Origin of the sequence: Thermosporothrix hazakensis (assembly GCF_003253565.1) — a bacterium.
GTDB classification, from domain to species: domain Bacteria; phylum Chloroflexota; class Ktedonobacteria; order Ktedonobacterales; family Ktedonobacteraceae; genus Thermosporothrix; species Thermosporothrix hazakensis.
In genome coordinates, this window is record NZ_QKUF01000019.1 from 47,001 (window position 1) to 70,977 (window position 23,977).

Genomic DNA, 23,977 nt, shown 5'->3' on the forward strand with positions numbered 1-23,977 from the left:
AGCCTTCCTTCCGATGCTAAGTAGGGCGTCATTCTTGCTGTTCATGAAGCATATTGGAGGTGGAAGCGGAGGAGCGGTCTGGAAGAGACTGCATGAAGTAAAAAATCTCGTCCGTTCGTCTGCTCATCAGGCATTGGGTTGAAATGAAACCGGTGCCCGAGTAGAGACAATCTGTGAAACAAAAGGATGAAGAAAGGAAAGATCATGGCTCAAACGAAAACCCAAACGCAAACGAAAAAAGAAATTCTTGGTCCCTCGGTGGATTATTTGCCGCTGCAAGAGGGTAAATTTACGAACCTGTTGATCTACCTGTATGAGGGGCGGAGCCTACCGAATACAGCCAAATTGCTGGCAGACTTTCTTGGGATTTCAGAAGCAGAGGTCAACAGTAAGCATAACTTGTTACTAGGGACATATCAGGGGATCAATACACATTGTAGCGACTTTTTGAAGCCAAAGGAAGGTACCTATGATAAGAGTGTTTTCCTGGCTGGAGATATTGTCGCGTATGGGAATGATGCGAAGGATTACTATGGAGGTATCCTTGATATAATTCAGGAATGGAAAGATGGAAAAAAGAAGGAAGATGATGCAAAGAGCGAGATTAAGGAAATTCTTGATGATAGGAGGAAAGAAGCAGAAAAATTTAAGAATGCAGCGGAAGGTGTATATAATGGGGTTCAGGCGTTCTTAAGTGTGACACAAAAAGACCAGGGGGCGCTCGTAAGAAGGGAAAGTGAATATAAAACAGAGCTGGCGAAGCAAAGCCGGGAATTAGAAAAGTTGAATAAAGAGGTGGAAAAAGCACAAAAAGAGTTAGAGGCCGAGAACCAAAAGGCGTTAGAAACACTGAAACCGAGCTTCTGGAAAGGGCTTCAGTTGGTTGGCTCCGGGACTATTGGAGCGTTGGCATACACGCAACAGGTGAAAAACGCCATCGATAAGCTGAAAGCGTGTAGAGCGAATCTTGAAAAGGCTCAAAGTGAGAAAAATTCAGTTTTTCGAGCGTTGACGATATCGGGAGCGGTTGATGCAAGCATCACTCAGGTGAATTCGCTTATTGGGAAGGCGCTGAAGGAACTGGAAGCGATGGCGGGGATTTGGAGTACGCTATGTAAGGACTTTGACACCCTTCTTAACACCCTCAATAGTAAGGGGGTGAAGGAGATCAGCAAGATTCTCACAAAGCTGGCAGTACAAAGCGCGATCAGGCAGTGGGAAGCACTGAGGGACAAGGCGAAAGCGTATCGCGATGATGCTTACTCATCCGGGGTTACCTGGTATCCCACCATTGATGCCTTACTCAAGGCCGTTGGATAGTACTGTAAGGGCAAGCAGGAGAGTTCCTCTTCTCGAATCCGGAACTCTCCTTTCCTGACTATTGCGTCGCGGATGGAGAAGGAGATTGGCATGAGCATTGCGACCATTTCCACGACAACAATTCCTACGCTCAACTACAAGGAGCTTGTCAAGAAGTATCAGCTTCCAGGAACAGAGGAGATCTTTCGGAGTCATGAAGGCCTCCTGGTGTTTCGTCAGCTTGAAGGAAATCTCAAACCAGTCTATGAGCGATATCTGCAAGAGAAGCAAAAAGCGGCGGGGATTGTCGCTATTGTGCTCTATATGGATCGGCTGGTGATTCCCAAAACGGTGCCCCAAATCGATAAGGATGTGCATGTGATGATCTGTAGCCGCACCATCGAGGTGGAAGCGGGAGGAACGCTGGTGCTCCCTGAGAACAACCCCGATACGGAGCACTCAATTTATACACAGCAGTTGACAGGAAGCCTGACGATTCAGGCGGGAAGCAAATCGGTGAAGTTGGAGCAGAAAGACTTTACTGCTCTGGGAGTGAAGGTCTCCTATGCCAATGGGAAGATCCAGCAGGAAACCTTGAAGGAATATGAACTCGAAGAGTACATGAAATGGGGAGAGCCACTTTTTCGCTTTGCGAGTACCCTCTTTCAGCTCGCAGCGATTGTTTGCGCCAGTGAGAAGCAGGAGGAGTGGGAAGCCGGTCAGGCATTAGTGAAATGGATCTGTGCTCTGTATCAAGCGGGTAAGGACAAAGATGCCCAGGACCTCTACTTGCATAGCTCAAACTTCCTGGCAAACTATCCCCCCTTTGCTGCTGCGAAGACCATCCTTGTGCCGGTACTTTCGCAGCAGGCGCAGCAGGAAGAAGTCGAAGCGATTCTCAAAGCTCTGAAAACCTATGAAGGCTATTACCAGACAGTGATGAATACGGCAAAATCGGTTGCCGATCGAAAAGCAGCAGGAAATTTGATGCTGGAGAAAAGTAAGGATGTTGTGGGAAAATATGACCAGCGGCTGAAGACGATTCAGGGAGAGATAAAGCAAAAGAGAGAATATCTGGAAAATATGAAGAAGAAGTTTCAGAATCAAGAGAAGACAATTAAAGCGCTGGATCAGCAGTTTCAGAAAGATATTAAGACATGGATGGAGGCGCGAAAGCGGGAAGCATTGATTGCTGCTGCGAGCGCGGTCTTTGATTTTGCGGCAGCGGCAGCGTCTGCGGCGGTGACGGGTGGTGCCACCAGTGGAGCGGCAGCAGCGAAAGGGGTAGAGGCAGGCAAGAAAGTGGTGGAAGCGGCAAAGAAAACAAACGAGCTGGCTCAGAAATTGAAGCAATTGAAAGAGATCATTGCGAAGATCGTTGATGTGCTGAAGAAGCTTGCGGTCATGATGAAGCAGATTGAAAATGCTAGAAAGGTCATCAAAGGAAAGGAGACCAGACTTCCTGAAGTGCCGCCAGCAACGGTCGATTTAATTGGGGGACTGGCGGATTGGGATGCATTCGTTGTGGACATGAAAGCGGTGATGAAATTCATCCTTGACGATCCTGGTCCTCCCCGTCCACCACAGATTGTCGGAACGTACCAGAAGGAACTGGAGAAGTTAGCCATTTACGGCAAAGCGCGGTTAGCAGAGCAGGCAGAGGTGATTAAGGCTGAGCAGGAAGAACTGCTGCTGCTCCTGGAAAAACGGGTGCATACCAATGAATCAGGCCGCTTACAGAAGTATATTGATGAATTGAATGAGCAGAATAAGAATAACACGCTGTTGCTGCAATGCCTCTTCCAGAGCCGTCTCTACCTCTCGGTCTGGTGTTTTCTTGCATTCCAGGCATATCGGTCTGCTTTTGCCTATGAGACGCTCTCTCAGCCAGAGAAATCGCCTTCTGCCCTCCAGAGCGCCGGTGAATTCGAGAGTGCTGTTGCGAAGATTATTCAGGCGACGAATACGGCTCGTGCGACGATCTTTCCGCAACAAACCAGTCGCAATCTGGAGATCAAGGCCACTACCCAGCCAGTTGAGCAGGAGATTATACAGCGCCTCAAGAAGGATCGGCAGGTCAGCTTTATCCTGCTGGCGGATCACCAGTTGATGTTGGATCAGGCTGATCCAGCGTGGACGGCGCTGCCACTTCCACTGAAGACCAATATGTTTGATGAGAAGCAGCGTGTGCGTGTTGTTCGGTTGCGTTGTATTCTCGAAGGTGTTCCTCTTAAGGTCAAGCAACATCTCAAGCTCTACCTGGAAGTTGCCGGGCTGTCGATGGATCGTAAGTACCAGAATGCAGGCATAGACTACTATACCTTTGCCGTTCCTCCCTGGCGCTTGGTCTTTGAATACCGACCGAAGGAGCAGAGCGATCCTCCTAATGCAAAGGTGATTCGGGATACGGTACTTGGACTGGATCGGATCATTACAACAGATGGCGAAATAGAGGTCAGCCAGCAGAAGTATTACTATCAACCAACGCCCTTTACTACCTGGAATCTTCGACTCAGTGGGAATAAGAATGACCTTCCCCTCGATCAGCTCTCAGCTCTTCGTCTGGAATGGGTGGTTTCAGCCGGGGATAAGGGGAAGAGTAGTGAGCAAGAAATGGAGCAAGAGGTAGAAGTGATCTTTCAGATGCTTCAAGAGAGTGAGTGAGGGGATTGGGTTGATTCTTCCTGAGAGGACTCTGTCTGAAGGAAAGTATAGGCTCTCACCAGCAAGACCTTCTTGATTGGAACGAGAGTGGCAGCGAGGAGACGTGTGTATGGAGCGCTTCTCGCTGCCAGCAAGTGAGTTGCAAGCTGGTAGCGACGCTGTGTGAGGCACTGGAAGCGAGAATGCTCAGCACCGGGATTCTCGGCGAAATAGTGCTCTCGTTCAGTGTATGCGTCAAGAGAAAGGAAGAAACAGTGTCAGTAAACACACAGAAAAATGAGGGAGAGAATCGCAAAGCTGAAGCTCAAAAAATAGCCCTGTATGTGCAAGATATCTTTGATAAAGAAAATCCGTCGCCAGACCAATTAAAGGAGATGGAAGCTGCTGCTAAGGAACTGGGCGATGCTGGCTTTGGAACGATCATTTTAGCCTTTCTACATGTCCATAATGATGGTTCCTTCTGGTACAACAATATATCGCTGGCAAAGACACAATCGTTTCTGCCGAACATTATCAAAACCATGAAGCAGCCGAAGAAAGTATCAAAGGTGTTGCTTTCTATTGGCGGATGGAAAACGGAAGATTTCCAGGCAATCAAGAAAAATCCTGCGAAGTTTAAGCAGCAGTTTCTGACGTGGAAGAACACGCTTGGAATAGATGGGTTTGATATCGATATCGAGAACGATTATGAGGAGTGCAAGACGACCTTAGTCGATCTTGTAAACTGGGGAGCGAAGCAGGGGCTGACGGTCACCGCAGCTCCATACACAGAGCGAAATTACTGGCTCGATATTCTCAAGCAAACAAGTTCATCAAAGAAGCCTCTATTTGCCTGGTGGAACTTGCAGTTATATGGTAGAGCCAACTACGCTGATTGGGAGAAAGAGGTCAAGAAGGTTGTGACCGATGCCCAGGCTTTTCTTGTTCCGGGGTACACCATAGAATATCAGGCAGCACCAAATGATATCTTGTCAAATCTCAAAAACCTGAGAAAAACGTATTCGGGCATCTCAGGAGGCTTTCTCTGGCAGTATGAGTGGATCAAAAAGCATAAGAAGGGAACTGTCAAAGAGTATGCGACGGCGCTTCAGAACGCGCTGAAGGATCAAAGCACACAGGGTGAAGAGCAGAAAAAAGCGGTGCAGCAGGCCGCGAAGAGAAGATGAGAAGATAAGGAAGAGAAGAAGTCAACCAACTATCCCTTCGCTTTTCATATAGTTCGTTGTGCCAAACCGTTTGTCAGATGAGAGAGAACCTGCAAAAACGGTTCTCTCTCAATGGAGAAGGACGTGTCGCGGTGAGAAGAGAGCGAGAAGGAGTATATGTTCTCCTTTTTAAGGCGCTTCCTTCCTCTCTTGCGTGGCTGCGGGCTTCAGCAACACACTCCATTTTGGAGTATGTATTGTCATGAGGTTTATCCTCTTTGAAAACCGGAGAATAGGAGCAAAATAGATGCCAAATCAAGTTCATAGTTTGCTAACTCCCGGGAATTGTACGGCGATCCTGGTTGACTATCAGCCGCAAATGGCTTTTGCTGTCCATTCCATCGACGATCAGACGCTGCTGAATAATACGGTAGGGCTGGCCCGTGCGCTGCGCGTGTTTCAGGTGCCGACCATTCTGACAACGGTGGAAGCCGAGAGCTTTAGTGGAAAGCTGTTTCCACAATTACTGGAGATTTTCCCAAACCAGACGCCGATTGATCGCACCACCATGAATTGTTGGGAAGATTCAAACGTGCTCAACGAGGTAAAGAAGATAGGGCGAAAGAAACTCATTGAATGCGTTCCTCTCTCTTCTGAAGAGATACAACAGGAAAGGAGCTCGGCTGGAAGAGCAGGAAGCCAGTGACGCGTGAAGCGACGTGGAAACCGACCGCGCCACCTGTTGCTTCAAGTTGTTGCTCAGAGTTCTGTGAGAAGAGCAATGGGTCAATCTCTGGGCGCGATGCGGACAGGGAATCATTTGCTGATTGAATGCTGACAGTGTCGGAGTTGCGAAGATTATCCAGGCGACGAATACGGCTCGTGCGACGATCTTTCCGCAACAAACCAGCCACAATCTGGAGATCAAGGTGGCCACTACCCAGCCAGTTGAGCAGGAGATTATACAGCGCCTCAAGAAGGATCGGCAGGTCAGCTTTATCCTGCTGGCAGATCACCAGTTGATGTTGGATCAGGCTGATCCAGCGTGGACGGCCCTGCCACTTCCCCTGAAGACCAGTATGTTTGATGAGAAGCAGCGTGTGCGTGTTGTTCGGTTGCGTTGTATTCTCGAAGGTGTTCCTCCGAGCAGCTCCTTGTTCAAGGGCCTGCGCCCAACTGGCTGCGCTTCTCTTGTCTGATCTTCTTCTGGATGGCGCGTGTCTCTTGCAAACGTTCCGGCTGCTTTTGCAGACACACTTTGATTTCTTCAAGCAAGCGCGAGCCCCCGGTTCTGCAACGACAGAAGCTGCTGTCAACTCCACTGATCTTCATTCGTGTGGGCGATGTCCTGCTACAGTAGATGCAGAAGAGGAGAGCTGTTTCACTTTGTTGTAAAAACGCAACGTTCATGCTGGCACCACGGCCTTTCGTGCAAACTGGTTGGTTGTATCGCGTTGACACTCAAGTGATAGTAGCTTTGACAGCTTTGCTGATCAGGGATAGCGGTGCCTTTGGCGCGGCGGAGCCCGTTTATGGCCGCGCCAGGGCATGCTGTCTTGTTCTATTTCGATACTCGGGCCCGAGAGCGCGTCAACGCCCAAAAGAGGAGGGCAACGGCACTGATTGCTGCTCCCAACACACTCACACCAATCCAACCGGCACGAACATAGACCAGCGTTGAGGCGATCGAACCGGTTCCACTCCCAATCGAATAGAAGATCATATAGCTGGCCGCAAGTCGGCTGAGCGCCTCTGGCCGCAGACGGTAGATCATGCTCTGGTTCGTTACATGGACTGCCTGCACTGCCAGATCTAACAGGATGATTCCAACGATCACAGCCAGCAGAGAATGATTAAGCAAGCTGATGGGTAACCAGGATACAAGCAGCAGAGCCAGCCCTATGCCTGTCGTCCATTGCTCTAAACCGCGATCTGCAAGCGATCCTGCACGCTTTGCCGCCAATGCGCCAGCCACTCCGACAAGGCCAAATGCTCCGATCACGGTGTGCGAAAAGGAAAATGGTGTAGCACTGAGAGGAAGGGTCATTGAAGTCCACAAGGTACTGAATGCGGCAAAAATCAGCATGGCGATGATGGCGCGAATACGTAAGAGCGGCTCTTGCCCAAAGAGCACGAAGACTGAGCGCAATAATTGTGGATAAGAGAGAGAGGCTTTCGCCGTTTTATCGGATGGGAGGGCTCGGAACAGAATGCCTGCCATAAGCAGCGCTAATATCGCAGAGACGATGTAGACCGAACGCCACCCGGCAAGATCTGCCAGCGTGCCAGCGACTGTTCGTGCCAGCAGAATACCAATCACGACACCACTTGTGACCAGACCAACCACCTGACCTCGTTGAGCAGGAGCAGCCAGAGCTGCCGCACAGGCAACCACTGCTTGCGTCACAGTAGCCAGCAGACCGACAATTCCGATACCTACTAACCACATGGGAAAAATGGAGGTGCTGGCTACCACCGCCAGAGCCAATGCAGACAGGAGTAATTGGCACACAATCAGCAGACGACGATTCACAAGATCACCTAAAGGCACAAGCAATAGCAATCCCGACGCATAACAGAGCTGTGTAATGGTAATCACAACGCCAATGGATGCCTCGGGAATTCCGAAATCATGTGCCATCGAAGCCAGAAGTGGCTGAGCATAATAGACATTGGCAACAGCAACACCGCATGTAATGGCCAGCATTATCACTACCAGATGTGACAAAGAGAGAGGAGAAACAGCAGAAGACCTCTTTAATGCTCTACCTGTCATCATGATTTTCGGTCTAGCTGTCTCCTCAGGGACAACTTTCACTTTGTTTTCACATGTTTCCATATATTTTTGTTCTCCTGATAATCGTGAGCGACTCACAGGTGTTCACATGACTGAACCGGGCGTTTCCACACCTTACGCTCCAAGAGCTTTGCTTACAAACAGTGTCCTGTCTGGATAGAATGTGGAAACGCGCTTTCCTCTTGACAAGCATAGAGGGAGAGCATATATTTGTCAACATAAAGTAAACGAACGTATCCTTCAAAAAAATTGAAGGAAGAAGGGGGCAATGGATGGAACTGCGCCAGCTAGAGACATTCCTCACTATCGTGAAGGAAGGGAGCTTCGCAAAAGCAGCCGAGAAACTTGAGTATGCTCAATCCACAATCACGGTTCATGTGCAACAACTTGAAGCTGAGCTCGGCGTAAAACTGTTTGCTCGTCAGGGGAAACAGATGCAGTTGACCGAGGCGGGAAAGGTCTTATGGGAACAAGCTGCGGTTTTAAGGCAGCGCGCGGTAGCGTTACAACAGACGATGCGAGAGATTATTACAGGGGAAGCCGGGCAGATCCGCCTCGGAGCGATCGAACCAACAGCGAGCCTTCGTTTGGCTCCATTGCTCATCACCTTTTCGCGCACGTTTCCAAAACTCCGACTGGCGTTGGAGGTAGGCAATGCAGCCCTCGTGAATCCGCGTGTACAGGCTGGCGAGCTTGATTTTGCTATCAGCTCTCCCCCTGAAGCGCAGACAGGGTTAACCTTCGAGCCACTTTTTTTTGAGGATTTGCGAGTATTACTTCCAGCACACCATTTTCTGGTCAACAAAGAGCCTCTTGAGGCTACAGATCTGAAAGGTCAGCGAATACTCTTAACGGACCGTGGTTGTGGGTATCGTGCTGTAATTGAGAATGCCTTGCTCTCCCTGGGAATCAATCCCTTTTCTGGTATCGAGATGGGAAGTATAGAAATACTCAAACAAGCTGTTCAAGGGGAATTAGGGATCGCACTGCTTCCCGGTGTCGCAGTGACTCCACCTCCCAGTCAAACAGTTGTACGCAAGCTCCAGGGAGTTGATTTACGTGTGCCAGTTGGCCTTGTTTCTCCTCCCGAAGAATGCCATCTTGGTCGTCCCCAACAAGAGCTTCTGGCATTCTTGCGCGCCCATCTTCAGAAATAATGCATACGAAAAGTACCACGGCCGGGCGAAACGTGTCAGCTCTAGCGACGAACAGGTATGTCAAGTGCCCCGGCTGAAGCCGGAGGCTTGTCCCTTACCTGTGAGGTAAGAGGCTGGATGACAGTCCAAGCAATAATGATGGCAGTGTACCCGCAGGTGACGCTCTGTTAATCAGTCTGGAGTACGGTTGAATTAAGGCTTTTACCAGAAGGCCCTGTTGTATGATTCACTCCCCCTTGTGGATGGGAAGCACCAGGCAGATTGTGAATATTCACACCCAGAGAAGAGTGTATAATTTCCCGCTTTCGGCACGCTGCGGTTTCCTGTGCTGATTGTACAACAAGTAACACGTGTAAAGAAAAGAATGAAATCGTGATGTCTGAATATACAAGTGTTAGATGGGAGAAAGATTGTTTTCAGAATGAATCTGTGAGGCGTCCTGTGGAGCAGGCTGGCTTCAGCCGTCTGCCGTGCTTCGCCTGCGGCCAACTGGTCGCTGCGGCAGATCACTAATGCGGTTGGTTGCTCACAAAATCAGGTCACAACGGGGTGGGATCGCTTCGCTTACACTCCCCTGGATGGCTTTTCGGTGCGCTTCTCGCCTCCCTGTTTCCCCGGCAGCCTTGCTTCTCTCTGTAGGTGCGCTGTCGGCTCCTGGAACTGTGTGAACAGCCTCCTGATGGCTTGCAACGGATGCCTGGCCCCACACCTTGCTCTTCGCGCGAAGCAGTGCGATCCTGAGTTGGCGGACGAGCCGTGTCCCTCGTTCCGGCCGCATGGCTCTCTCGCATCCTGGCGCGAAGAGAGGACACTTGTCGCGCCAGAGCCGTCTTAGAATGATGCCGCAGAAAAGCCTCTTTCATATTTCTTTTCTTCTCCATTCTGGTAAGATATGAAATACAGCTCTTCTTTTAATAAGACTCAAATAAATGCGTAGAGTTCAATAGCCACAGCGCACCCTGGCAAAATAGGCAGGGTGGCGTTCTGGTCATTTTGCCGTGTCTGCTTGCTGCTTTTTCCAGGAAGAATATCGTCCGAAGGGACATATACAGAGCTCTTCCCGGATGATAGAGTATATCTATCTTCTTGCGCAAACAAAAGTTGAATAATAGAGAGAAGGATTTAAAGAGATGAATAAGAAAATAGTGGTAAAGGACAACAGGGAAGTGCGACGGTCCACCATTTACAGAAGCGTGGCTGGCAGATACGGACGTTGGTGCGTGATATCCAGTCAGCTAAAGCACAGCAGTTGCAGGCCCGGGAGTTGAACTGATACAGGGCAATCTGAATGACCCGGCTGTATTGCGGCAGGCGATGGAGGGTGTGTACGGTGTTTTTAGCGTTCAGACATTTTTAAAAGGAGGACCTGGAGGCGGAGGCGTGTCAGGGCAAGGCTGGTGCTGCGCATGACATGGAAGCTTCTCATCTGGTCTACTTATCGGCCGATGGGGTAGAGCATGGAAGTGGTATCGCTCATTTCGAGAGCAAATGGCAAGTTGAGCAGCATATTCGAGCACCTGGGCTGCCTGCTACCATCCTGCGCCCGGTCTTCTTTATGAGCAATCTTCCATTCCTGACAATGACGCAGCTCGATGGCTCCTATGAACTATCCCTCCTGGGCATCTATGCTGCTACTGTTTTACGGATGGTCTCTACTGATGATATCGGAGCATTTGCCGCCCTCGTTTTCGATCAGCCTGGGTGCTTTCTGGGAAAAGAAGTAGGACGGGCCGGTGATGAACTCACGCCAGTGCAGATCGCGGCAACTACGGAGTGTATCACCGGAAAAACCGACCCGTTTTGTGGAGCTTCCGTCGGGAGGTGAGCGTATGTATGAGTGGTTTAACGAGTCGGGCTTTCGCCTCTCTTCGCAAGATATATCCCTCACTGATGACGCTGGAAGCATGGTTACAGCAGGTGGGCTTTCAGCAAATGTGCTAACGTGTTGACAAGAAAGGATAATTAATGATGCGAGCTATTCGTGTTTCTCAATATGGCGGGCCTGAGCAGCTTAAACTGGAAGAGGTGCCGCGTCCGGAACCGCAGGCGGGTGAAGTGCTGATCCGGGTTCATGCAGTGGGTGTGTTGCCGATGGAATGGAAGCTTCGGCGTGGCCTCTTTCAGGGGAGAATGCCGCTCACTTTGCCCTATATTCCCGGGAGCGCTATCGCGGGGGGGGTTGAGCAGGTTGGACCGGGCGTGGAGACGTTTCGCGTTGGTCAGGCAGTTTTTGGTCGTACCAGTAAGGGCGGCTACGCCGAGTACACGACCGCTGCCATCGAGAATCTGGCCCTCAAACCAGAGGGACTGAGCTTTGTGGACGCAGCAACTATCTCAGGTGGGGCAACAGTGGCCTTCTCGGCGCTGTTTGAGAACGCTAAACTCCAGGCAGGGCAGCGTGTCCTGATTCATGGTGCGGCTGGCGGTGTGGGCCTGTTTGCGGTCCAGTTTGCTCGGTGGAAAGGAGCCGCCGAGATTATCGCGACGGCTTCGGCGCAGAATGAGGCGTTTGTGCGTGCCCTGGGTGCTCAGACAGTCATTAATTACGCGAAGACGCGGTTTGAAGATGTCGTTCACGATATCGATGTTGTTCTTGACACAATCGGAGGCGAGACCCTGACTCGCTCTATGCAGGTCGTCAAACCCGGCGGAATTCTGGTTTCGTTGTTGGAAGAGCCTTCGCAGGAAGAGGCAACGCGATTGGGTATTCGAGCAATGTCTAACAAACCCTCTTTCCCCTGGCCCTCAACTGAGCTGTTACAGACAATTGCCCGGCTCATGACTGAAGAAGGGGTAAAGACCGAGATAGCCCGTACGTTCCCATTGCACGAGGCGGCGCAGGCGCATACACTCAGCGAGACAGGACACGGACGCGGACGCATTGTGCTCCTGATACATTGATTCTTCTCAAAAATCAAATTGTTGAGGTGGTTTAGAGAGGAATTCATATACTTTCCTCCTGATGTCAGCTTGTTTCTCTCTCAAGAGAGAGGATTGCTCCTCTCTCCTCCGGGCCCGGGCGAATCAACAATATAGCCTAAGCCCCGACACTTGGGACACCGCTCCTCATACGCGGTCTTGCGTTGCGAGTGGGGTAAGAGGGATTTCTCCCTTCCCCCAGCACCGCTCACAGTGGGGATCGCGCCCTTTACATGTTTCGCATGTCATAATCTTTTACCTCCTTTTAGGATTTGATGTACCACTCACTTGGTTCATGTATAGCACAATGCCTTGTAACATTATTTTCAACAGGAAAATGACAATGCCTTGTAGCATTCTCTTTCTGGTACTTTCAGGCTCAACCACACTGAAATGGTTGCGCGTGTCTCACTTCCGTTAGCGTGATCGCGTCCCTCCGCTCGCTTACCACAAGAGGAGCAAAACGGCTTACCGGCGCCCAGAGTTGAGCTTGAGCCAAAAAACGCCGCCTATCGAAACGCCCTGGCTCCGCGATCCCTATGACTTTTTCCAGCGCGCACTTGACAAAAAATGCTTTGTAGCATTATTCTTTCTTAGAAGATCTGAGGCAAACAAGAGAGGAAAAATATGGAACGAACTGGCCCGATTAATCGCAATGAATGGGTGACAGCCTCCGAGGCCGCTGAGATCCTGGGGACTACGCCTCATTATATACGTACTCTTGCAAAGCAGTATGGGAAATTGGATTACTATAAGCTCAATGCCCGGACATCCCTCTATTACAAACCGCAGCTAGAAGAGCTCACAATTAACCGTCCTGGCCGCCCCCCACGGACAACCCATCCTGAAAAACAGCAGCAGGCCAAATGGAACAGGTGGAACAGTATCAAGGAACGGTTGACCAAGGCTGTAGACGGCAGAGGACGCGGCATCGATGCCGGAATTCTTGAGACAGTGGTAGCGCTGAATGCGCTCAGTCTCCATACGGTCGCTTCCTGTGAGGGACATCTCGGACCCAATGGCGAGGATGAGGGGACTCCATATCCCTGGTTCGAGATAGAAGCCGATCCCGCAAGCCTCGAAGGGCTCCCATCAGGAACAGAGATAGAGATTCGGCAGCACCTCCTCGCACGGGCAAAACTTCAGCTTCTCCTTGACGATTTTTACCGAAGTCGATTTGTTCCTTTAGATCAACATCTCGTCATTCAGGGACTTGTGCTCCCTGGAAGTGTCCCAATGACAAGGGTCGAGCCACAGGGAGCCGGGCTGCAAGATATCAGGAGCCCTGAAGAAAAGAGACACGCGTTGGTCACATATCAACAAGAGATGAGGGATTTTACCAATTTTTTGAAAGAGCGCTTCTGGAAGGAATAAAGAGCTTCAGGAGATCCTCCAAACGATTGCCGAGAGGCGGGGAAAAAGCGTCAGTCAGGTCATGTTGAACTGGCTTTTGCGCAGGGATGAGCATATCATTCCCATTTCAGATCGCTCGACGCTCTCCCACTTTCTCGCAGTGCTCAACCAAGCCACAGTCGAGTCTCTCCGCACGCTCTTTCTGAAAGACCGGCTGGCTCGCCCTCTGGAGAAGGACGAGAAGCCAGGGGGATTGTGGGATCGACAGGGAAACTACAGACTGGTGTTCGATGTGGATGGTACCAGGCAAGCTGCCCGCTAACGCGCCTTGCCATCCACTCCTGATCTCCTACCGGCACAACGCCGCCTGGATGAGATCTGTGCTCCAGGCTATCTCGGGCGCAAGCGGGGTGAAATCGTCCGCACCCGAACCACTGTGCTCCAGGCGCATACACACCAATGGCTCGGCACGTTTTCGGGAACATCGGGAGCGGGCAACGGCGATTACCGAGGAGAACTGCGGCAGGCGGTATAAAGGCAATCAGCGCATATATCAAGCCCAACCTCTCCAGCCTGGTCAGGCTGAAGTCCGCCTGGATGGGCAATATGGCAATGGGGTTATTGTCGCTGACCTGGCCGGACTCGCCTACGTCATGCGAGGCAAGGACTATGATCTGCTCGACCTGGAGTTGGTGCAAGCCCGCCTGGCCCAGTTACCGAATCAGCAGACCACCCATCCCAACACGGGAACCTCTCGGGCACTCTTTGACTTCTCTGATCTTTCCCTTTCGCCAACAGGGCCACGCACACGGGTGATCGTTGCCATGCATCAGGCAGCTCCAACCAAGGCTCCCGTTGGTACCACACGTGGCGAGCTGGTCTACGAACTGTTCTACACCGGCCTGCTGCCAAGCGCGTTCACGCCTGCTGATGTCGTTGCCCTGTACTTGCATCGCGGGGCCTTTGAAACTGTGCTCGCTGACGAGGACAAAGAACAGGACCCAGATCGCTGGTGTTCGCACACCGCCTGGGGCCGGAGTTCTAGCTCATTCTCGCGCAATGGATGTGGAACATGCGCGTGGAACTGGGTCATGTGCTCCATCCCACGCCTATGCGTACGACGGAATTTGCTTCTGCCCAGATAGGTGAGCCTGCGGAGCTTGCACCTGATCCTGCCTCGCGGCACCTGAACCAGCCCCCATTGCCTACGGGCCGCTGCAGTGGGCGCACCTATCGTACACGAAAGGGGTTGCCGGAGCCGATTTCTCTTTACAGCCGGATGGGACACTACGCTGTCCTGCTGGGCAGTTCCTATATGCGCAAGAACGGCGAAAAGAGACCAATGGTTCGTTGTGGGTGCTCTACGCCGCGCGGATCGGCGATTGTCGCTCATGTCCGCTACGCAAACAGTGTCAAGAATCGGCAACCACTATCAAGGCGAGATGGGTCAGCGCCGTCTGCCAGTCTCTCCACAGGAGCCGATTTCAAGTGCGTTCCCACCTGCCCCAGGGGACCCTTCACCTCCATTGGCTTCTCATTGGTGCAATGCATCTTGGTCATGCTGCGTGTGGTATTGCTTCAGGAGTGCTCTTTCTTCATCTGGATGAAGGAAAGGAGCCGCGTCTGTTTCTCTTTTGTCTCTGGTGAATGCATCTTCCATGATTCACTCCTGGTTTTCAAGAGCAGTCCGTTTCACATCCCTTGATCCTTTTTTGGCTGCGCTGAGATGTACCCGGTCGCTTGGATGCTCGAGAGAGAGCCAACAGAGATGACTTCCTCCCCCAGCAGCTCTCACCAGCTCGGGCATCCAAGCGACCGGGAAGAGGAAAACCTTCTCGTTGGAAAGGAACCATGCGCTTGCATGCTGGCAGAGAAGCACGTTCTCTGTCAGCGGGTCAGTCCCTGTCGGCAAACAACTCGCGCATGGAAACCCGGAAGACGCCCGCAAGCTTTTCAAGCGCACTGAGCCACGCATCAGTGTCGGGGAAAGCCAGAACTTGCTCAATGCGCGCCAGCGGGAGCCCACGTTGCTCCGCCAGCGTAGCTGCACTCATACCTCGGATGCAGGCAAGCTCTTTGATGAAGAGCCTCCAGTGAGGAATAGAGGGCACGAAGGCGCACGTTGGGAGTCTCTCACCAGCAGGGTCAAAGATGAGCAGCGCACGTTCATCGGCAATGGCGTATTTCACGGCATGGCGCGCATCTTCCTCCGATGAGAGCGTGAGCGCATATGTACATGCCGGCAAGAGCAGGTGATAACAGTTGTTGTCGGACACAGGAGCATGCTCTAGCTGGATCCCAAGCCGCTGACACCTTTGCTTCACCTCAAGGGAGGCATGTGCCTTGATGTGCACGGGATAAAGCAGCAGGCGCCCGTCCTCCAGCTCCTTCACGGTCACCGGGATGATATTCATCTCATGCATCTCTTTTCCTTTTCTTCGAGACAAGCATCACATATCCATCTTTGCCAGCACTCAGCCATCTCTCACCCAAAAACAAGTGCTGACCAAGCATCAAACGCCACTGACTCAATTGCCTGGAAATGGTTGAAAGACGTTCCTCAGCCGCTCTTTGTCCTTCACGCGACAGGCGAGGAAAAGCCTCCTGTATCTCCTGCACTTCCCGCAAGAGTGCCGCCACCTCCATGAGTGTGGGGGACACCGGCCTGTCAAGATCCTGCAAAAAGCGCTGATACAAGGACAGAGCGGGCGCTTGCATCAGACGGTTCCTTCCCTGAAGCTGTTGTTCCAGGAGCTTTTTGACGCTTTCGAGCGTAGCCTCATCGGTCTCAATGCGTCTGATCATCACTCCACCCTGTTCAACTGGATCTGGATCATGTCTTCGATGGTGCGCTGCAAGAACCGAAGCGCCTGCACCAGCTCGTCACGCTCCTGAGACCGGACCGTGAGCCGTTTGATGAGGGTGAGGAAGGCTCGAGCACCTCGTTCAGCAGTTCCAGATCATCGAGTGTCAGCAGGAGAGCCGCACTCGAGAGGGCACCTTTTTGCTCATGGGCAAGCAAGCCGTGCAAGCGCGCGCGCAACTGACCAAGACGCTGGATTTTGGCACGGTGTGACGGCTTTACGTGGGATGTCTTCTGAAGGGACGTGGAGTAGGAAGCAATGATGTGATCGACGACGCGCACATCGTTGAACGACAGATGCAGGTGGGGGACATTGAATGCCCCGTCACTCTTGCGGACCTGTTCGTAGACAGGCCAGACCAGATCGGTGGTGGGCAGGGAGGTGGAGTCGTTGGCCTTCGGAAACAAGGGCGTGATGTGCTGTTGTTGCTTTTTCTGCCGTCTCATTTTTCGTTCCTTTCTTCTGGATACACCGCAAAGCTGCCTTCATATGGCACTCGACACCCACAGATAGGTGACACCAGCGACCAGCAACTGCACCCAATCGGACGAAGCACCATCGGCCTGAACCGGGTGTGCAGGTCAGTCGCCAGAGTTGGCGTTTGCGGCTGATAGAGCAGGCTCAGACAGATGAAGACAGAATTGAACAGGGCGACGAAAAAGACACTCCGAGCACCCAGGAGCGAGACCACTTTCATCCTGCTTGATTCCTTTCCTATCTCATGTTTTGATTCTATTCTTTTTCAAAAGATAACAGAACATTTACCTTTTGCGTATCTTTTCTCAATCTCTTTTACGTCTTTTTCAGGTCCTTTTCAAAAAGTGATTTCGTCGAAAATAGATAGCGATGGGAAGGAGAGGAGATAAATGTGCTGTTATGATTGAGTGAGTAACAGACTGGAGAACATCCAGAGAAAGAGAGGTGGAGCGAATCGTACTCTTGTAATGATGAGTGCCCTTGTTACAACATCTTGCACACTGAAGAGATACCTGACCTCTTCAGTGTGCTCTTTACCAACGTCATAATCATTGCAAATGTCGAATAAATCGTCTGCGCTCACGATGGAGACGATTTATACAGACGTCGATAAGAAGCGGGCACATGTGGTCGAAGTCCTCAATGCGGGCCAATGTGAATACCTTGCAACTGCTCGAAGCGGTGGTGCGTGGTAACTTCCATGCGCAGATGGCTTTTGAATCGGTTGTGGCCTTCTTGCAGCGCTCCGGCTTGCTCCGCATGCTCTCCTTTGATCGCGACTCCCAGTGGGTGGGTAGTGTCTCGGCGCGATACTTCCCTTCTGCCTTGTGGCGCTTTTTGCAGTGTGTGGGCATCTCCCCCAATGTGGTCCCGCCCTAGCGGCCTGATCGGCAGGGATATACGGTGGCCGAAGAGTGCAAAGCCAGACAGCACGCCCTCGCACGACGCTTGCTTTCCTCGTAGAAGATCCTGTTGAAGAGTCTGTTTGGAAGCCGTCATTTATGGCGGGGAGTGTCAGAAGGAGAAGCAATTCCTCTGCTTATGAGCGAAGTCTCTCTTCTCGCGGAAAATCTTCGATCGGGTCTGTCAGAGGCACATCGAGGACATCTGCAATTCGGTCTAGCGTGTGTGTGACTTGCTCTCGCGTTCTCTGCTCTCATAGCGGGAGAAGCCAACAAAGTGCAGCTTCTCTGCACTCCGCCGATTGCGTCTCTCTCAGCGATATACGTCAATCGCTAGGCATAGAGGCCGGTTTGAGAAGCCTCCTGCGAGGTCTGTCGCACCTTCAGTGGTTCGATACACCCATACCTCACCCTTTTGCGCAGCAAAATGTGCTCCGCGACTAGCTCGTTGCACCAAATCATTGGCCGGAGCCAGTTCTGTATGGAGATGAGGGGCACGCCAGGAATTAGCCCTCCACTTTTTTGTAACTCCAACTTTAGGCATGGGATAGAGAAACATAATAGCTTCAGGTAATAGTGACAAAGTGCTATTCTGTGAATTTTCAGGGGAGTATGGCGAGAATAGTGGTAGTGCCTTTGTAAGGGGTGCATAGTAAGTTGGTAAGTGAAAGAATAAATTCTTATTCTAATTGATAAATATTTTAAATGAGGATATAATAGAAAATAGAAATAAGTGTTAGTACTTGGTAGTATAAGGTAGATATACCATCTCCTTCAGAGGAATAACATATGACGCAGCTTGCATTTCCCTGGCTTTATACAAAGGATCGGGGAAGGTTGAATGCATTACGCAATATTATCTCTGCTGTAACAGATGAGTTTAGACAGAAGGGGTCTGTGGCTACTGGAATAGTTCGCTTCACTACTGAACAATTGCCGGGCATCATACTTCGCCAAAAGGCTCCATTTGAAATTATATCTGCCGATCAGATGTCCAAGCTCAGTCCTTATCCATTTCAAATTCATGATTTCGTCTCCACTCCTGATCGCCCAGATGTATTTGAGAGTGCCGCTACATTGTTTCAGGTCATAGATGCGCCGACCCTGGCCGCACCGCTCAAAGATGCTGAGGTGATTGGTATTGATGAATCAAAAGTTGATATTCCTTTTCCTCATAGCTCACTGGCATTTCTCAAGTCAGTGGCTTTTCGGATGTATACAGGGCCTGATGGAACGCCTGACGAGTCGGTTGGTCCGATTGTCAGTAAGGTGCGCATGCAGCCACAGGATGATGCAAGATTTGATTTAGAGAATCAGTTACTTGGATATATTAGAAATAATTTTGTTGCCTATATTACATCACTTTCATCCTTGGCTGTTGGTAGGAGACCGTTTGTCGTGCTACATGGCCCACTTCTTCGAGCGATTGGCAGCTTCAGTGAGATCTCTTTCCCCTATGAAGTCGCACGCGATCTTTTTCATATGAACCTGGGAGAAGCGGGCGAATATGAGTTGCCTGATAATTATTCCCATTCCATCTATAAAGGAGACAAATTTACTGAGCAGAATATGTCCTTCATACCTGAAGAAGCGATCAACGGGGATAAGAATCTTGAACGATTTAATAATTTTTGCCTGAATTATTGCCAGAGAAGGTGTGCTGAATGTCGGGCCTTTAAGAATATGCAAAAGGCGGTGCCTCCAAGCCAAAAGAAGGTGACGAAAAAAATGATGCGTGAGCGTGAGTATCCTGGTTTTTGTCTCTATTTCTGGATGCTCCGTTCACTTTTTGATCTGGCTCGTCTTTCGGGAACAACTATCGCATCTGTTGTTGAAACAACCTCTGCATCAACCGAGATGGCACGCATTGTTTTGCCATCACTGCTATCGCTTCCAAAGGTATACCAAGAGATACAACAATCTGCTCTCATGCCAGTACTCCAAACTCTCGGTATATCAAATCTTAAATCGCCGCAACAGAGCAGGGAGTTCTATCGTCAGGTAAGAGATATGATAGAGAAGCTTCATCTTGTGGATGCGAATATATTTTCGTATGTGTTGACTGAGGGGCAATTTACGGCTCCAGTTCAGATTTATCGTTATCAAACAAAAAATACATTTGGTAAAGCGCTAGGCTATGATAGCCTTGGTATATTGAACGATTTTGAAGTAATTCTGGATACGCTTTTTCCTTCGAGGCCTTATCAGCTTCCTAAAGTAGCTGAGGAGCATCCCGGATATGTTGCATTGATGTCTTATCTGAGAACTACGCCTTTGAGAGAGCCAGTGCGAGTGGAATACTTTCATCTTCCTCATCTTGCGGATCCTAGAAAAGTTCTGGGGCCTCTCTACCTGTTGAGCATTCCTTATCAGGAGTATGGTATGCCTATCATTCTTTACTATGTAGATAAGCTCGCACGTACACCAACACAAATAGCGCGAACAATTATCGAGAGAGCATATTTAGAAATGATCTTTGAAAATCACTTAAGTGACCCTGTATCCGTTCAGACCGTTCTGGGGCATTTTGCACGAGGATATTTGCAAAGAGAGGGTTTGCGATGAAAATAGGAAGTGTCTATGATCAAACCACCACAACAGAATTTGTGGCCATGCTCCGTCCAGAGTACGATGGAGAAAAATTGCTCTTTAGTTATGTTGAACTGGCTCTGGACGGAGGAACGCCCCAGGCTGGGAAAGAGCGTATCGTGGCTCGGATTATAAGTGTCTACAAGGAGAACCCTCTTTTGAGTCGGGACCAGGCTGGCGTATCGGCATCTATGAATCTCGAAGATTTAGGTATCAACTTTTCCCGCCGGTTTACCTATGGTTGGGCTAGATGCTCTGTTCTTGGCACATTGACTGATCGTGGTCTTGATATTAACCGGAGGGGCATCGCCCCCAATGCTGAGGTTCATACACCTTCTGAGGAGACACTACGCAAGCTGTTCTTTCATCCCTCTCCATCCTATGTTCCGCTTGGCTCTGTAGACACGTTTGGAGGAGACAGAGAGATTGAGGTACCGGTTACCTTGAATGCGGACCAGCTTGCCACAAAACATTTCTGTATCTTTGGAATGACTGGCTCCGGGAAGACAACGACCGCCGCGAAGCTCATTGAGGAGTTTATGGCTCGTGGGCATCGTATGATTCTTTTCGACTCGCATGATGATTATGAGAATTTAGAATTGTTTACCCAGCTTTTTAAAGAGTATACCAGAAATGGGAAGCGGATAGATATCCAGTGCCCAGTAGGAAATAGAGCTTGTAATGCTGTTCAGTATCTCTTGCATTGCCCGGATGCGATCTTTAGAGAGAATAGACCAAAGAATGAACAAGCTTGCGAACGATTACTCAGGACGGCGTCAGTGATGTATAAGAATGAGCCTGCTCGTAAGATTGTCAAGGAGGGATGTAAACATATTATCACTGCTGACTTTGTCAGACAGCTTGTGGCTACGGAGACTGGTAGTAGCTTGCTGAAGAAGAACGCCGTACAGAGCTTGCGTGTTTTTCCTGAGTTGAAATACTATGGAGACAAATTTGCGGATTTTTCAATAGTTTTGCTCCAAGCTTTTCAGGGAGAGTCATTTTCTTCGGCTCAGCGGCGTGTGTTAAGAAGAATTATCAAGCAAGAAGGTACAGGTGAGGCTTTTATTGCTAGACTTCATGATAAGATATCGAAGAGCCGATTAAACCCAGTAATCAGAGATGCTTTGCTTCCGAAGCTTGAAGGAATCAAAGCAGTATACCAGGATGCAAAGGATAGTAATGCAAATCCATTGGATTTTGAGCTGTTTTTTAAACAGGTTGCAGATCGCTCTTTGTGCTTACCAGAATCAGTGTTTCGACTCTCTCTTTCTGATCTCTCCAGCAATCTGAGAAAAGCGCTGGTCTATGGAATAGTTACTTACTTTTTCCGCTCGTTTAAGTTTGGGGAGTATAGTGTTCGCCCTAAAGGAAAGGAGAAACCGGCTCATTCCATTCTTTTTATTCTGGAGGAGGCTCGGTCGTTAATCCCTCGATCGTTTGGTATAGATGATAATGATGTTGCCGGTACGCAGGCGAAGCGAGCCATGAGAGAACTTGCTTATGAAGGTCGAAAGTTTAGCCTGGGCTTTGGTATTATTTCACAAAAGCCGTCAACAGTGGATCCCGAAGTCGTATCGCAGGCGAATACCTTTATACTTCATCAGTTGAAAAGTCCTGAAGATCAGGAGTATGTGCGCACCATTACGGAGAGTATGTCCAGAGAGGAACTGGATATGATAAAAAATCTCGGTACCGGACGAGCTATAGTGGCAGGGGTGGCGGTTCAGTCTCCTGTGCTCTTGAATGTCTATCCTCGATATAGTGAAGAAGGAATTCAGGAACCGACTCCGCTGAAAGATGCCTTATCCCCTCTAGAGGCTGTTCGAAAGCAACTGGGAATAGAATAGTAATTGCATATCTTTGGGGAAGGAGCCAGCAGAAAACAGACATACTGGCTCTTCTTGTGTAAGGCGAGATAACAGCCTATTGTCTGTTATTTTTGATTCGGTTCATTTGACAACGAGGATGTTTTTTGTTACGATCGGGCATATGAAAAGACAAATGGAAGCAATATTATATCCAGTAACATGTTTTATTACGGGGACCACACCCAATGGTGGTGGTATATGGAAATATATTCTTCATGCATCCCGACATGGATTACTACGAAGGAATATACCTGTACTGACTCAGGTCCTCCACTTTCTGGACTTTCGGGTATCGCCTCGACAATTGGAAAACCGTTGGCGTAAATCCCTCAGAGAGAACTACAATGGAAATTTTCAATTACAGTATAAAGCGCCGATATTTACAGATTCTGGTGGCTTTACTTTGATGTTTGATCCGGACCTTGATCTTTCGGCATATAACATTATGCCTGATCAATTGGCTGAAGGTATTTTACAATTGCAGATAGACTTAGGTGCAGATCTGGTGACCTCTTTAGATTATCCGATTCCTCCAGGTTTAGATATTTCGGAAGTCGAGAGAAGGATGGTTTCTACGCTTGACAACGCGATGCGATCTGCAAGATATATTGCAAATCTTCCGCAAGCACAGCGTCCCCTTCTCTATGTGCCTATTCATGGACCGACCCCAGAACTATTAGGGAAGTTTGTTTCTACACTTCTGGAGCGCTTTGAAGTTGAGGGTTTAAGCAGTATTCTAAGTGGTCTTGCGTTAGGTTCTATGGTCCCGCTTCGGAAAACCCATCGAACTGAGGAAATCGTGAAGTTTACTCGAGCAGCTCGGCGTTCGATGCCCCAGGAGATGCCGTTACATGTTTTTGGGGTTACCGGAGTCTTAGTTCCCTTTTTGATGGCTGAGGGTGCTAATACTTTTGACACGAGCTCATATGTACAGAACGCTCGTAACCTTAAATATATGAATCCGGTGACAAGGAAAAGTATTTCCTTCAGAGATATGGTTGAGTATAACTGTAACTGTATTGTTTGCCGTGAACGCAATTTTCATGAGGACATAGCTCTTATGGAAGGGAGGAAAGCAGGATTGAGAAGCGAAGTGTATGCTGCTATAGCACTCCATAACCTGGAGCAGGATTTTGTGCTTCTCAATAGAGCTAATGAGGCATTAATTAACAATGAATTGTCTGAATACATTGAGGAAGTAAGTTCTCGATTTGAGGGAGCAAGAAAATTATTGGCTGCACTGAAGGCGGAAGATACGACTTGTGATCTGAAGCAAGTGACTGTGCACCAGGGAATCAGGATGCATAAGCCTGAGGATTTTGATATTCAGGAGCGAAATTATACTCCGCAAAAGCCAATCTGTCTTCTATTACCTTGCTCCCAGGAAAAGCCATACACAAATTCTCAATCTTTCCGGTTTATATGGAAAAATTTGGGCGATTCCATTGAAAGGATGGATAATATAGAAATAGTTTTCCTCTCGGGTTTGTATGGTCCTGTTCCTGAAGGATATGTTGAAGAGGATGCTGTCACAACTTATGATTTTCTGTTGCATCATTATGACCAACAAGGGATAGAGCGAATTGCAGCGAGGCTTAGCCAGTTTCTTGATGAAAATAAGCAGTATTTCGAAACAATTGTGGCTTACATGACTCTACCTGCATATAGAAAAGCAGTCAGATTAGTTAAAAAGAACCATCCAGAACTGCTGGTTCTTCCAGAGACAAAAAGATTGGGTCAGGCCTCCTTCTATAAGAAGGAGAACCTTTACCAATTAATAGAATGCTTACGGTTTAAAGTTAGAACTGAGGCTGTCTCTAAAGATGTGGATGCACAAGAGTTGGTCGAAGCTAAACAAAATAGTAGCGCCCATTTCCAGGCCGCTATGGAGCGTTGTCCCCTTCCATGCAACATCGATGACCAGCAGGGTTTTATATAAG

General features: G+C 49.5%; 20 protein-coding genes and 2 pseudogenes. 16 read left to right on the forward strand and 6 right to left on the reverse strand.

The window, feature by feature from the left end; translation table 11 throughout:
• The first annotated feature begins 204 nt into the window (after nt 1–204).
• From EI42_RS21415 to EI42_RS21435, 5 genes and pseudogenes are all read left to right on the forward strand, one after another.
• A complete protein-coding gene (locus EI42_RS21415; RefSeq protein ID WP_111324684.1) occupies nt 205–1,320 on the forward strand; it encodes a hypothetical protein in 1,116 nt (371 codons plus the stop codon).
• A 90-nt stretch (nt 1,321–1,410) separates the two neighbouring features.
• On the forward strand, nt 1,411–3,963 hold the full coding sequence (locus EI42_RS21420) for a hypothetical protein (RefSeq protein ID WP_111324685.1): 2,553 nt from the start codon (nt 1,411–1,413) through the stop codon (nt 3,961–3,963).
• A gap of 254 nt (nt 3,964–4,217) precedes the next feature.
• Nucleotides 4,218–5,129 carry a glycosyl hydrolase family 18 protein gene (locus tag EI42_RS21425; RefSeq protein WP_170142805.1) on the forward strand — a complete coding sequence of 304 codons (912 nt, stop codon included), beginning with the start codon at nt 4,218–4,220 and terminating at the stop codon, nt 5,127–5,129.
• Nucleotides 5,130–5,415: 286 nt separating this feature from the next.
• Nucleotides 5,416–5,742, forward strand: a pseudogene (locus tag EI42_RS21430) (isochorismatase family protein); the annotation flags it as partial.
• A 193-nt stretch (nt 5,743–5,935) separates the two neighbouring features.
• Entirely contained in the window at nt 5,936–6,307 is a 372-nt protein-coding gene (locus tag EI42_RS21435) for a hypothetical protein (RefSeq protein ID WP_111324688.1), read from the forward strand.
• Nucleotides 6,308–6,669: 362 nt separating this feature from the next.
• Here the strand turns inward: EI42_RS21435 and EI42_RS21440 are convergent, their stop codons facing one another.
• Nucleotides 6,670–7,947: an MFS transporter gene (locus EI42_RS21440; protein ID WP_111324689.1), complete on the reverse strand. Its 1,278-nt coding sequence runs from the start codon at nt 7,945–7,947 to the stop codon at nt 6,670–6,672.
• Between the two features lie 230 nt (nt 7,948–8,177).
• Here EI42_RS21440 and EI42_RS21445 point away from each other — a divergent pair, with 230 nt between their 5' ends.
• From EI42_RS21445 to EI42_RS21485, 7 genes and pseudogenes are all read left to right on the forward strand, one after another.
• Nucleotides 8,178–9,062 (forward strand): LysR family transcriptional regulator, encoded by an 885-nt coding sequence (locus EI42_RS21445; protein ID WP_111324690.1) that lies wholly within the window; start codon nt 8,178–8,180, stop codon nt 9,060–9,062.
• A 1,260-nt stretch (nt 9,063–10,322) separates the two neighbouring features.
• Nucleotides 10,323–10,472, forward strand: a pseudogene (locus tag EI42_RS35100) (hypothetical protein); the annotation flags it as partial.
• A gap of 1 nt (nt 10,473) precedes the next feature.
• Nucleotides 10,474–10,887, forward strand: coding sequence for an NmrA family NAD(P)-binding protein (locus EI42_RS21465; RefSeq protein ID WP_111324693.1), 414 nt, complete (start codon nt 10,474–10,476; stop codon nt 10,885–10,887).
• 140 nt (nt 10,888–11,027) lie between these two features.
• The gene (locus tag EI42_RS21470; protein WP_111324694.1) at nt 11,028–11,963 is read left to right on the forward strand and encodes an NADP-dependent oxidoreductase; all 936 of its coding nucleotides are present in this window, start codon (nt 11,028–11,030) and stop codon (nt 11,961–11,963) included.
• Nucleotides 11,964–12,608: 645 nt separating this feature from the next.
• A complete protein-coding gene (locus tag EI42_RS21475; protein ID WP_111324695.1) occupies nt 12,609–13,355 on the forward strand; it encodes a hypothetical protein in 747 nt (248 codons plus the stop codon).
• Between the two features lie 61 nt (nt 13,356–13,416).
• Complete coding sequence (locus EI42_RS21480) at nt 13,417–13,656, forward strand: hypothetical protein (RefSeq protein ID WP_170142806.1); 240 nt, start codon at nt 13,417–13,419, stop codon at nt 13,654–13,656.
• Nucleotides 13,625–14,479, forward strand: a complete 855-nt coding sequence (locus EI42_RS21485; RefSeq protein ID WP_211326297.1) for a hypothetical protein — start codon at nt 13,625–13,627, stop codon at nt 14,477–14,479. The genes EI42_RS21480 and EI42_RS21485 overlap by 32 nt, the downstream gene beginning before the upstream one ends.
• Before the next feature lie 253 nt (nt 14,480–14,732).
• Here the strand turns inward: EI42_RS21485 and EI42_RS33420 are convergent, their stop codons facing one another.
• The 5 genes from EI42_RS33420 to EI42_RS21505 form a co-directional block, all read right to left on the reverse strand.
• Nucleotides 14,733–14,894 carry a hypothetical protein gene (locus EI42_RS33420; RefSeq protein ID WP_211326298.1) on the reverse strand — a complete coding sequence of 54 codons (162 nt, stop codon included), beginning with the start codon at nt 14,892–14,894 and terminating at the stop codon, nt 14,733–14,735.
• Between the two features lie 335 nt (nt 14,895–15,229).
• A complete protein-coding gene (locus tag EI42_RS21490) occupies nt 15,230–15,757 on the reverse strand; it encodes a hypothetical protein (RefSeq protein WP_111324698.1) in 528 nt (175 codons plus the stop codon).
• Nucleotides 15,750–16,139 carry a hypothetical protein gene (locus EI42_RS21495; protein ID WP_111324699.1) on the reverse strand — a complete coding sequence of 130 codons (390 nt, stop codon included), beginning with the start codon at nt 16,137–16,139 and terminating at the stop codon, nt 15,750–15,752. The genes EI42_RS21490 and EI42_RS21495 overlap by 8 nt, the downstream gene beginning before the upstream one ends.
• 28 nt (nt 16,140–16,167) lie before the next feature.
• Nucleotides 16,168–16,644, reverse strand: a complete 477-nt coding sequence (locus tag EI42_RS21500) for a hypothetical protein (RefSeq protein ID WP_111324700.1) — start codon at nt 16,642–16,644, stop codon at nt 16,168–16,170.
• A complete protein-coding gene (locus EI42_RS21505) occupies nt 16,641–16,895 on the reverse strand; it encodes a hypothetical protein (RefSeq protein ID WP_111324701.1) in 255 nt (84 codons plus the stop codon). Before EI42_RS21505 ends, EI42_RS21500 begins: the two co-directional genes overlap by 4 nt.
• Nucleotides 16,896–17,299: 404 nt before the next feature.
• Between EI42_RS21505 and EI42_RS21510 the strand changes: the two genes are divergently transcribed.
• From EI42_RS21510 to EI42_RS21525, 4 genes are all read left to right on the forward strand, one after another.
• The gene (locus tag EI42_RS21510) at nt 17,300–17,554 is read left to right on the forward strand and encodes a hypothetical protein (RefSeq protein WP_111324702.1); all 255 of its coding nucleotides are present in this window, start codon (nt 17,300–17,302) and stop codon (nt 17,552–17,554) included.
• Between the two features lie 812 nt (nt 17,555–18,366).
• Nucleotides 18,367–20,142, forward strand: coding sequence for a DNA double-strand break repair nuclease NurA (locus EI42_RS21515; protein WP_111324703.1), 1,776 nt, complete (start codon nt 18,367–18,369; stop codon nt 20,140–20,142).
• Nucleotides 20,139–22,016, forward strand: a complete 1,878-nt coding sequence (locus tag EI42_RS21520) for an ATP-binding protein (RefSeq protein ID WP_111324704.1) — start codon at nt 20,139–20,141, stop codon at nt 22,014–22,016. The genes EI42_RS21515 and EI42_RS21520 overlap by 4 nt, the downstream gene beginning before the upstream one ends.
• A 13-nt stretch (nt 22,017–22,029) precedes the next feature.
• On the forward strand, nt 22,030–23,976 hold the full coding sequence (locus tag EI42_RS21525; protein WP_211326299.1) for a tRNA-guanine transglycosylase: 1,947 nt from the start codon (nt 22,030–22,032) through the stop codon (nt 23,974–23,976).
• The last annotated feature ends 1 nt before the right edge of the window (nt 23,977 follow it).

Coding starts and splice junctions, on each gene's coding strand:
- EI42_RS21415 (WP_111324684.1), top strand. CDS start 205: ATGGCTCAAACGAAAACCCAAACGCAAACGAAAAAAGAAATTCTTGGT.
- EI42_RS21420 (WP_111324685.1), top strand. CDS start 1,411: ATGAGCATTGCGACCATTTCCACGACAACAATTCCTACGCTCAACTAC.
- EI42_RS21440 (WP_111324689.1), bottom strand. CDS start 7,947: ATGGAAACATGTGAAAACAAAGTGAAAGTTGTCCCTGAGGAGACAGCT.
- EI42_RS21445 (WP_111324690.1), top strand. CDS start 8,178: ATGGAACTGCGCCAGCTAGAGACATTCCTCACTATCGTGAAGGAAGGG.
- EI42_RS21465 (WP_111324693.1), top strand. CDS start 10,474: ATGGAAGCTTCTCATCTGGTCTACTTATCGGCCGATGGGGTAGAGCAT.
- EI42_RS21470 (WP_111324694.1), top strand. CDS start 11,028: ATGATGCGAGCTATTCGTGTTTCTCAATATGGCGGGCCTGAGCAGCTT.
- EI42_RS21475 (WP_111324695.1), top strand. CDS start 12,609: ATGGAACGAACTGGCCCGATTAATCGCAATGAATGGGTGACAGCCTCC.
- EI42_RS21480 (WP_170142806.1), top strand. CDS start 13,417: ATGTTGAACTGGCTTTTGCGCAGGGATGAGCATATCATTCCCATTTCA.
- EI42_RS21485 (WP_211326297.1), top strand. CDS start 13,625: ATGTGGATGGTACCAGGCAAGCTGCCCGCTAACGCGCCTTGCCATCCA.
- EI42_RS33420 (WP_211326298.1), bottom strand. CDS start 14,894: ATGACCAAGATGCATTGCACCAATGAGAAGCCAATGGAGGTGAAGGGT.
- EI42_RS21490 (WP_111324698.1), bottom strand. CDS start 15,757: ATGCATGAGATGAATATCATCCCGGTGACCGTGAAGGAGCTGGAGGAC.
- EI42_RS21495 (WP_111324699.1), bottom strand. CDS start 16,139: ATGATCAGACGCATTGAGACCGATGAGGCTACGCTCGAAAGCGTCAAA.
- EI42_RS21500 (WP_111324700.1), bottom strand. CDS start 16,644: ATGAGACGGCAGAAAAAGCAACAACAGCACATCACGCCCTTGTTTCCG.
- EI42_RS21505 (WP_111324701.1), bottom strand. CDS start 16,895: ATGAAAGTGGTCTCGCTCCTGGGTGCTCGGAGTGTCTTTTTCGTCGCC.
- EI42_RS21510 (WP_111324702.1), top strand. CDS start 17,300: ATGTGGTCGAAGTCCTCAATGCGGGCCAATGTGAATACCTTGCAACTG.
- EI42_RS21515 (WP_111324703.1), top strand. CDS start 18,367: ATGACGCAGCTTGCATTTCCCTGGCTTTATACAAAGGATCGGGGAAGG.
- EI42_RS21520 (WP_111324704.1), top strand. CDS start 20,139: ATGAAAATAGGAAGTGTCTATGATCAAACCACCACAACAGAATTTGTG.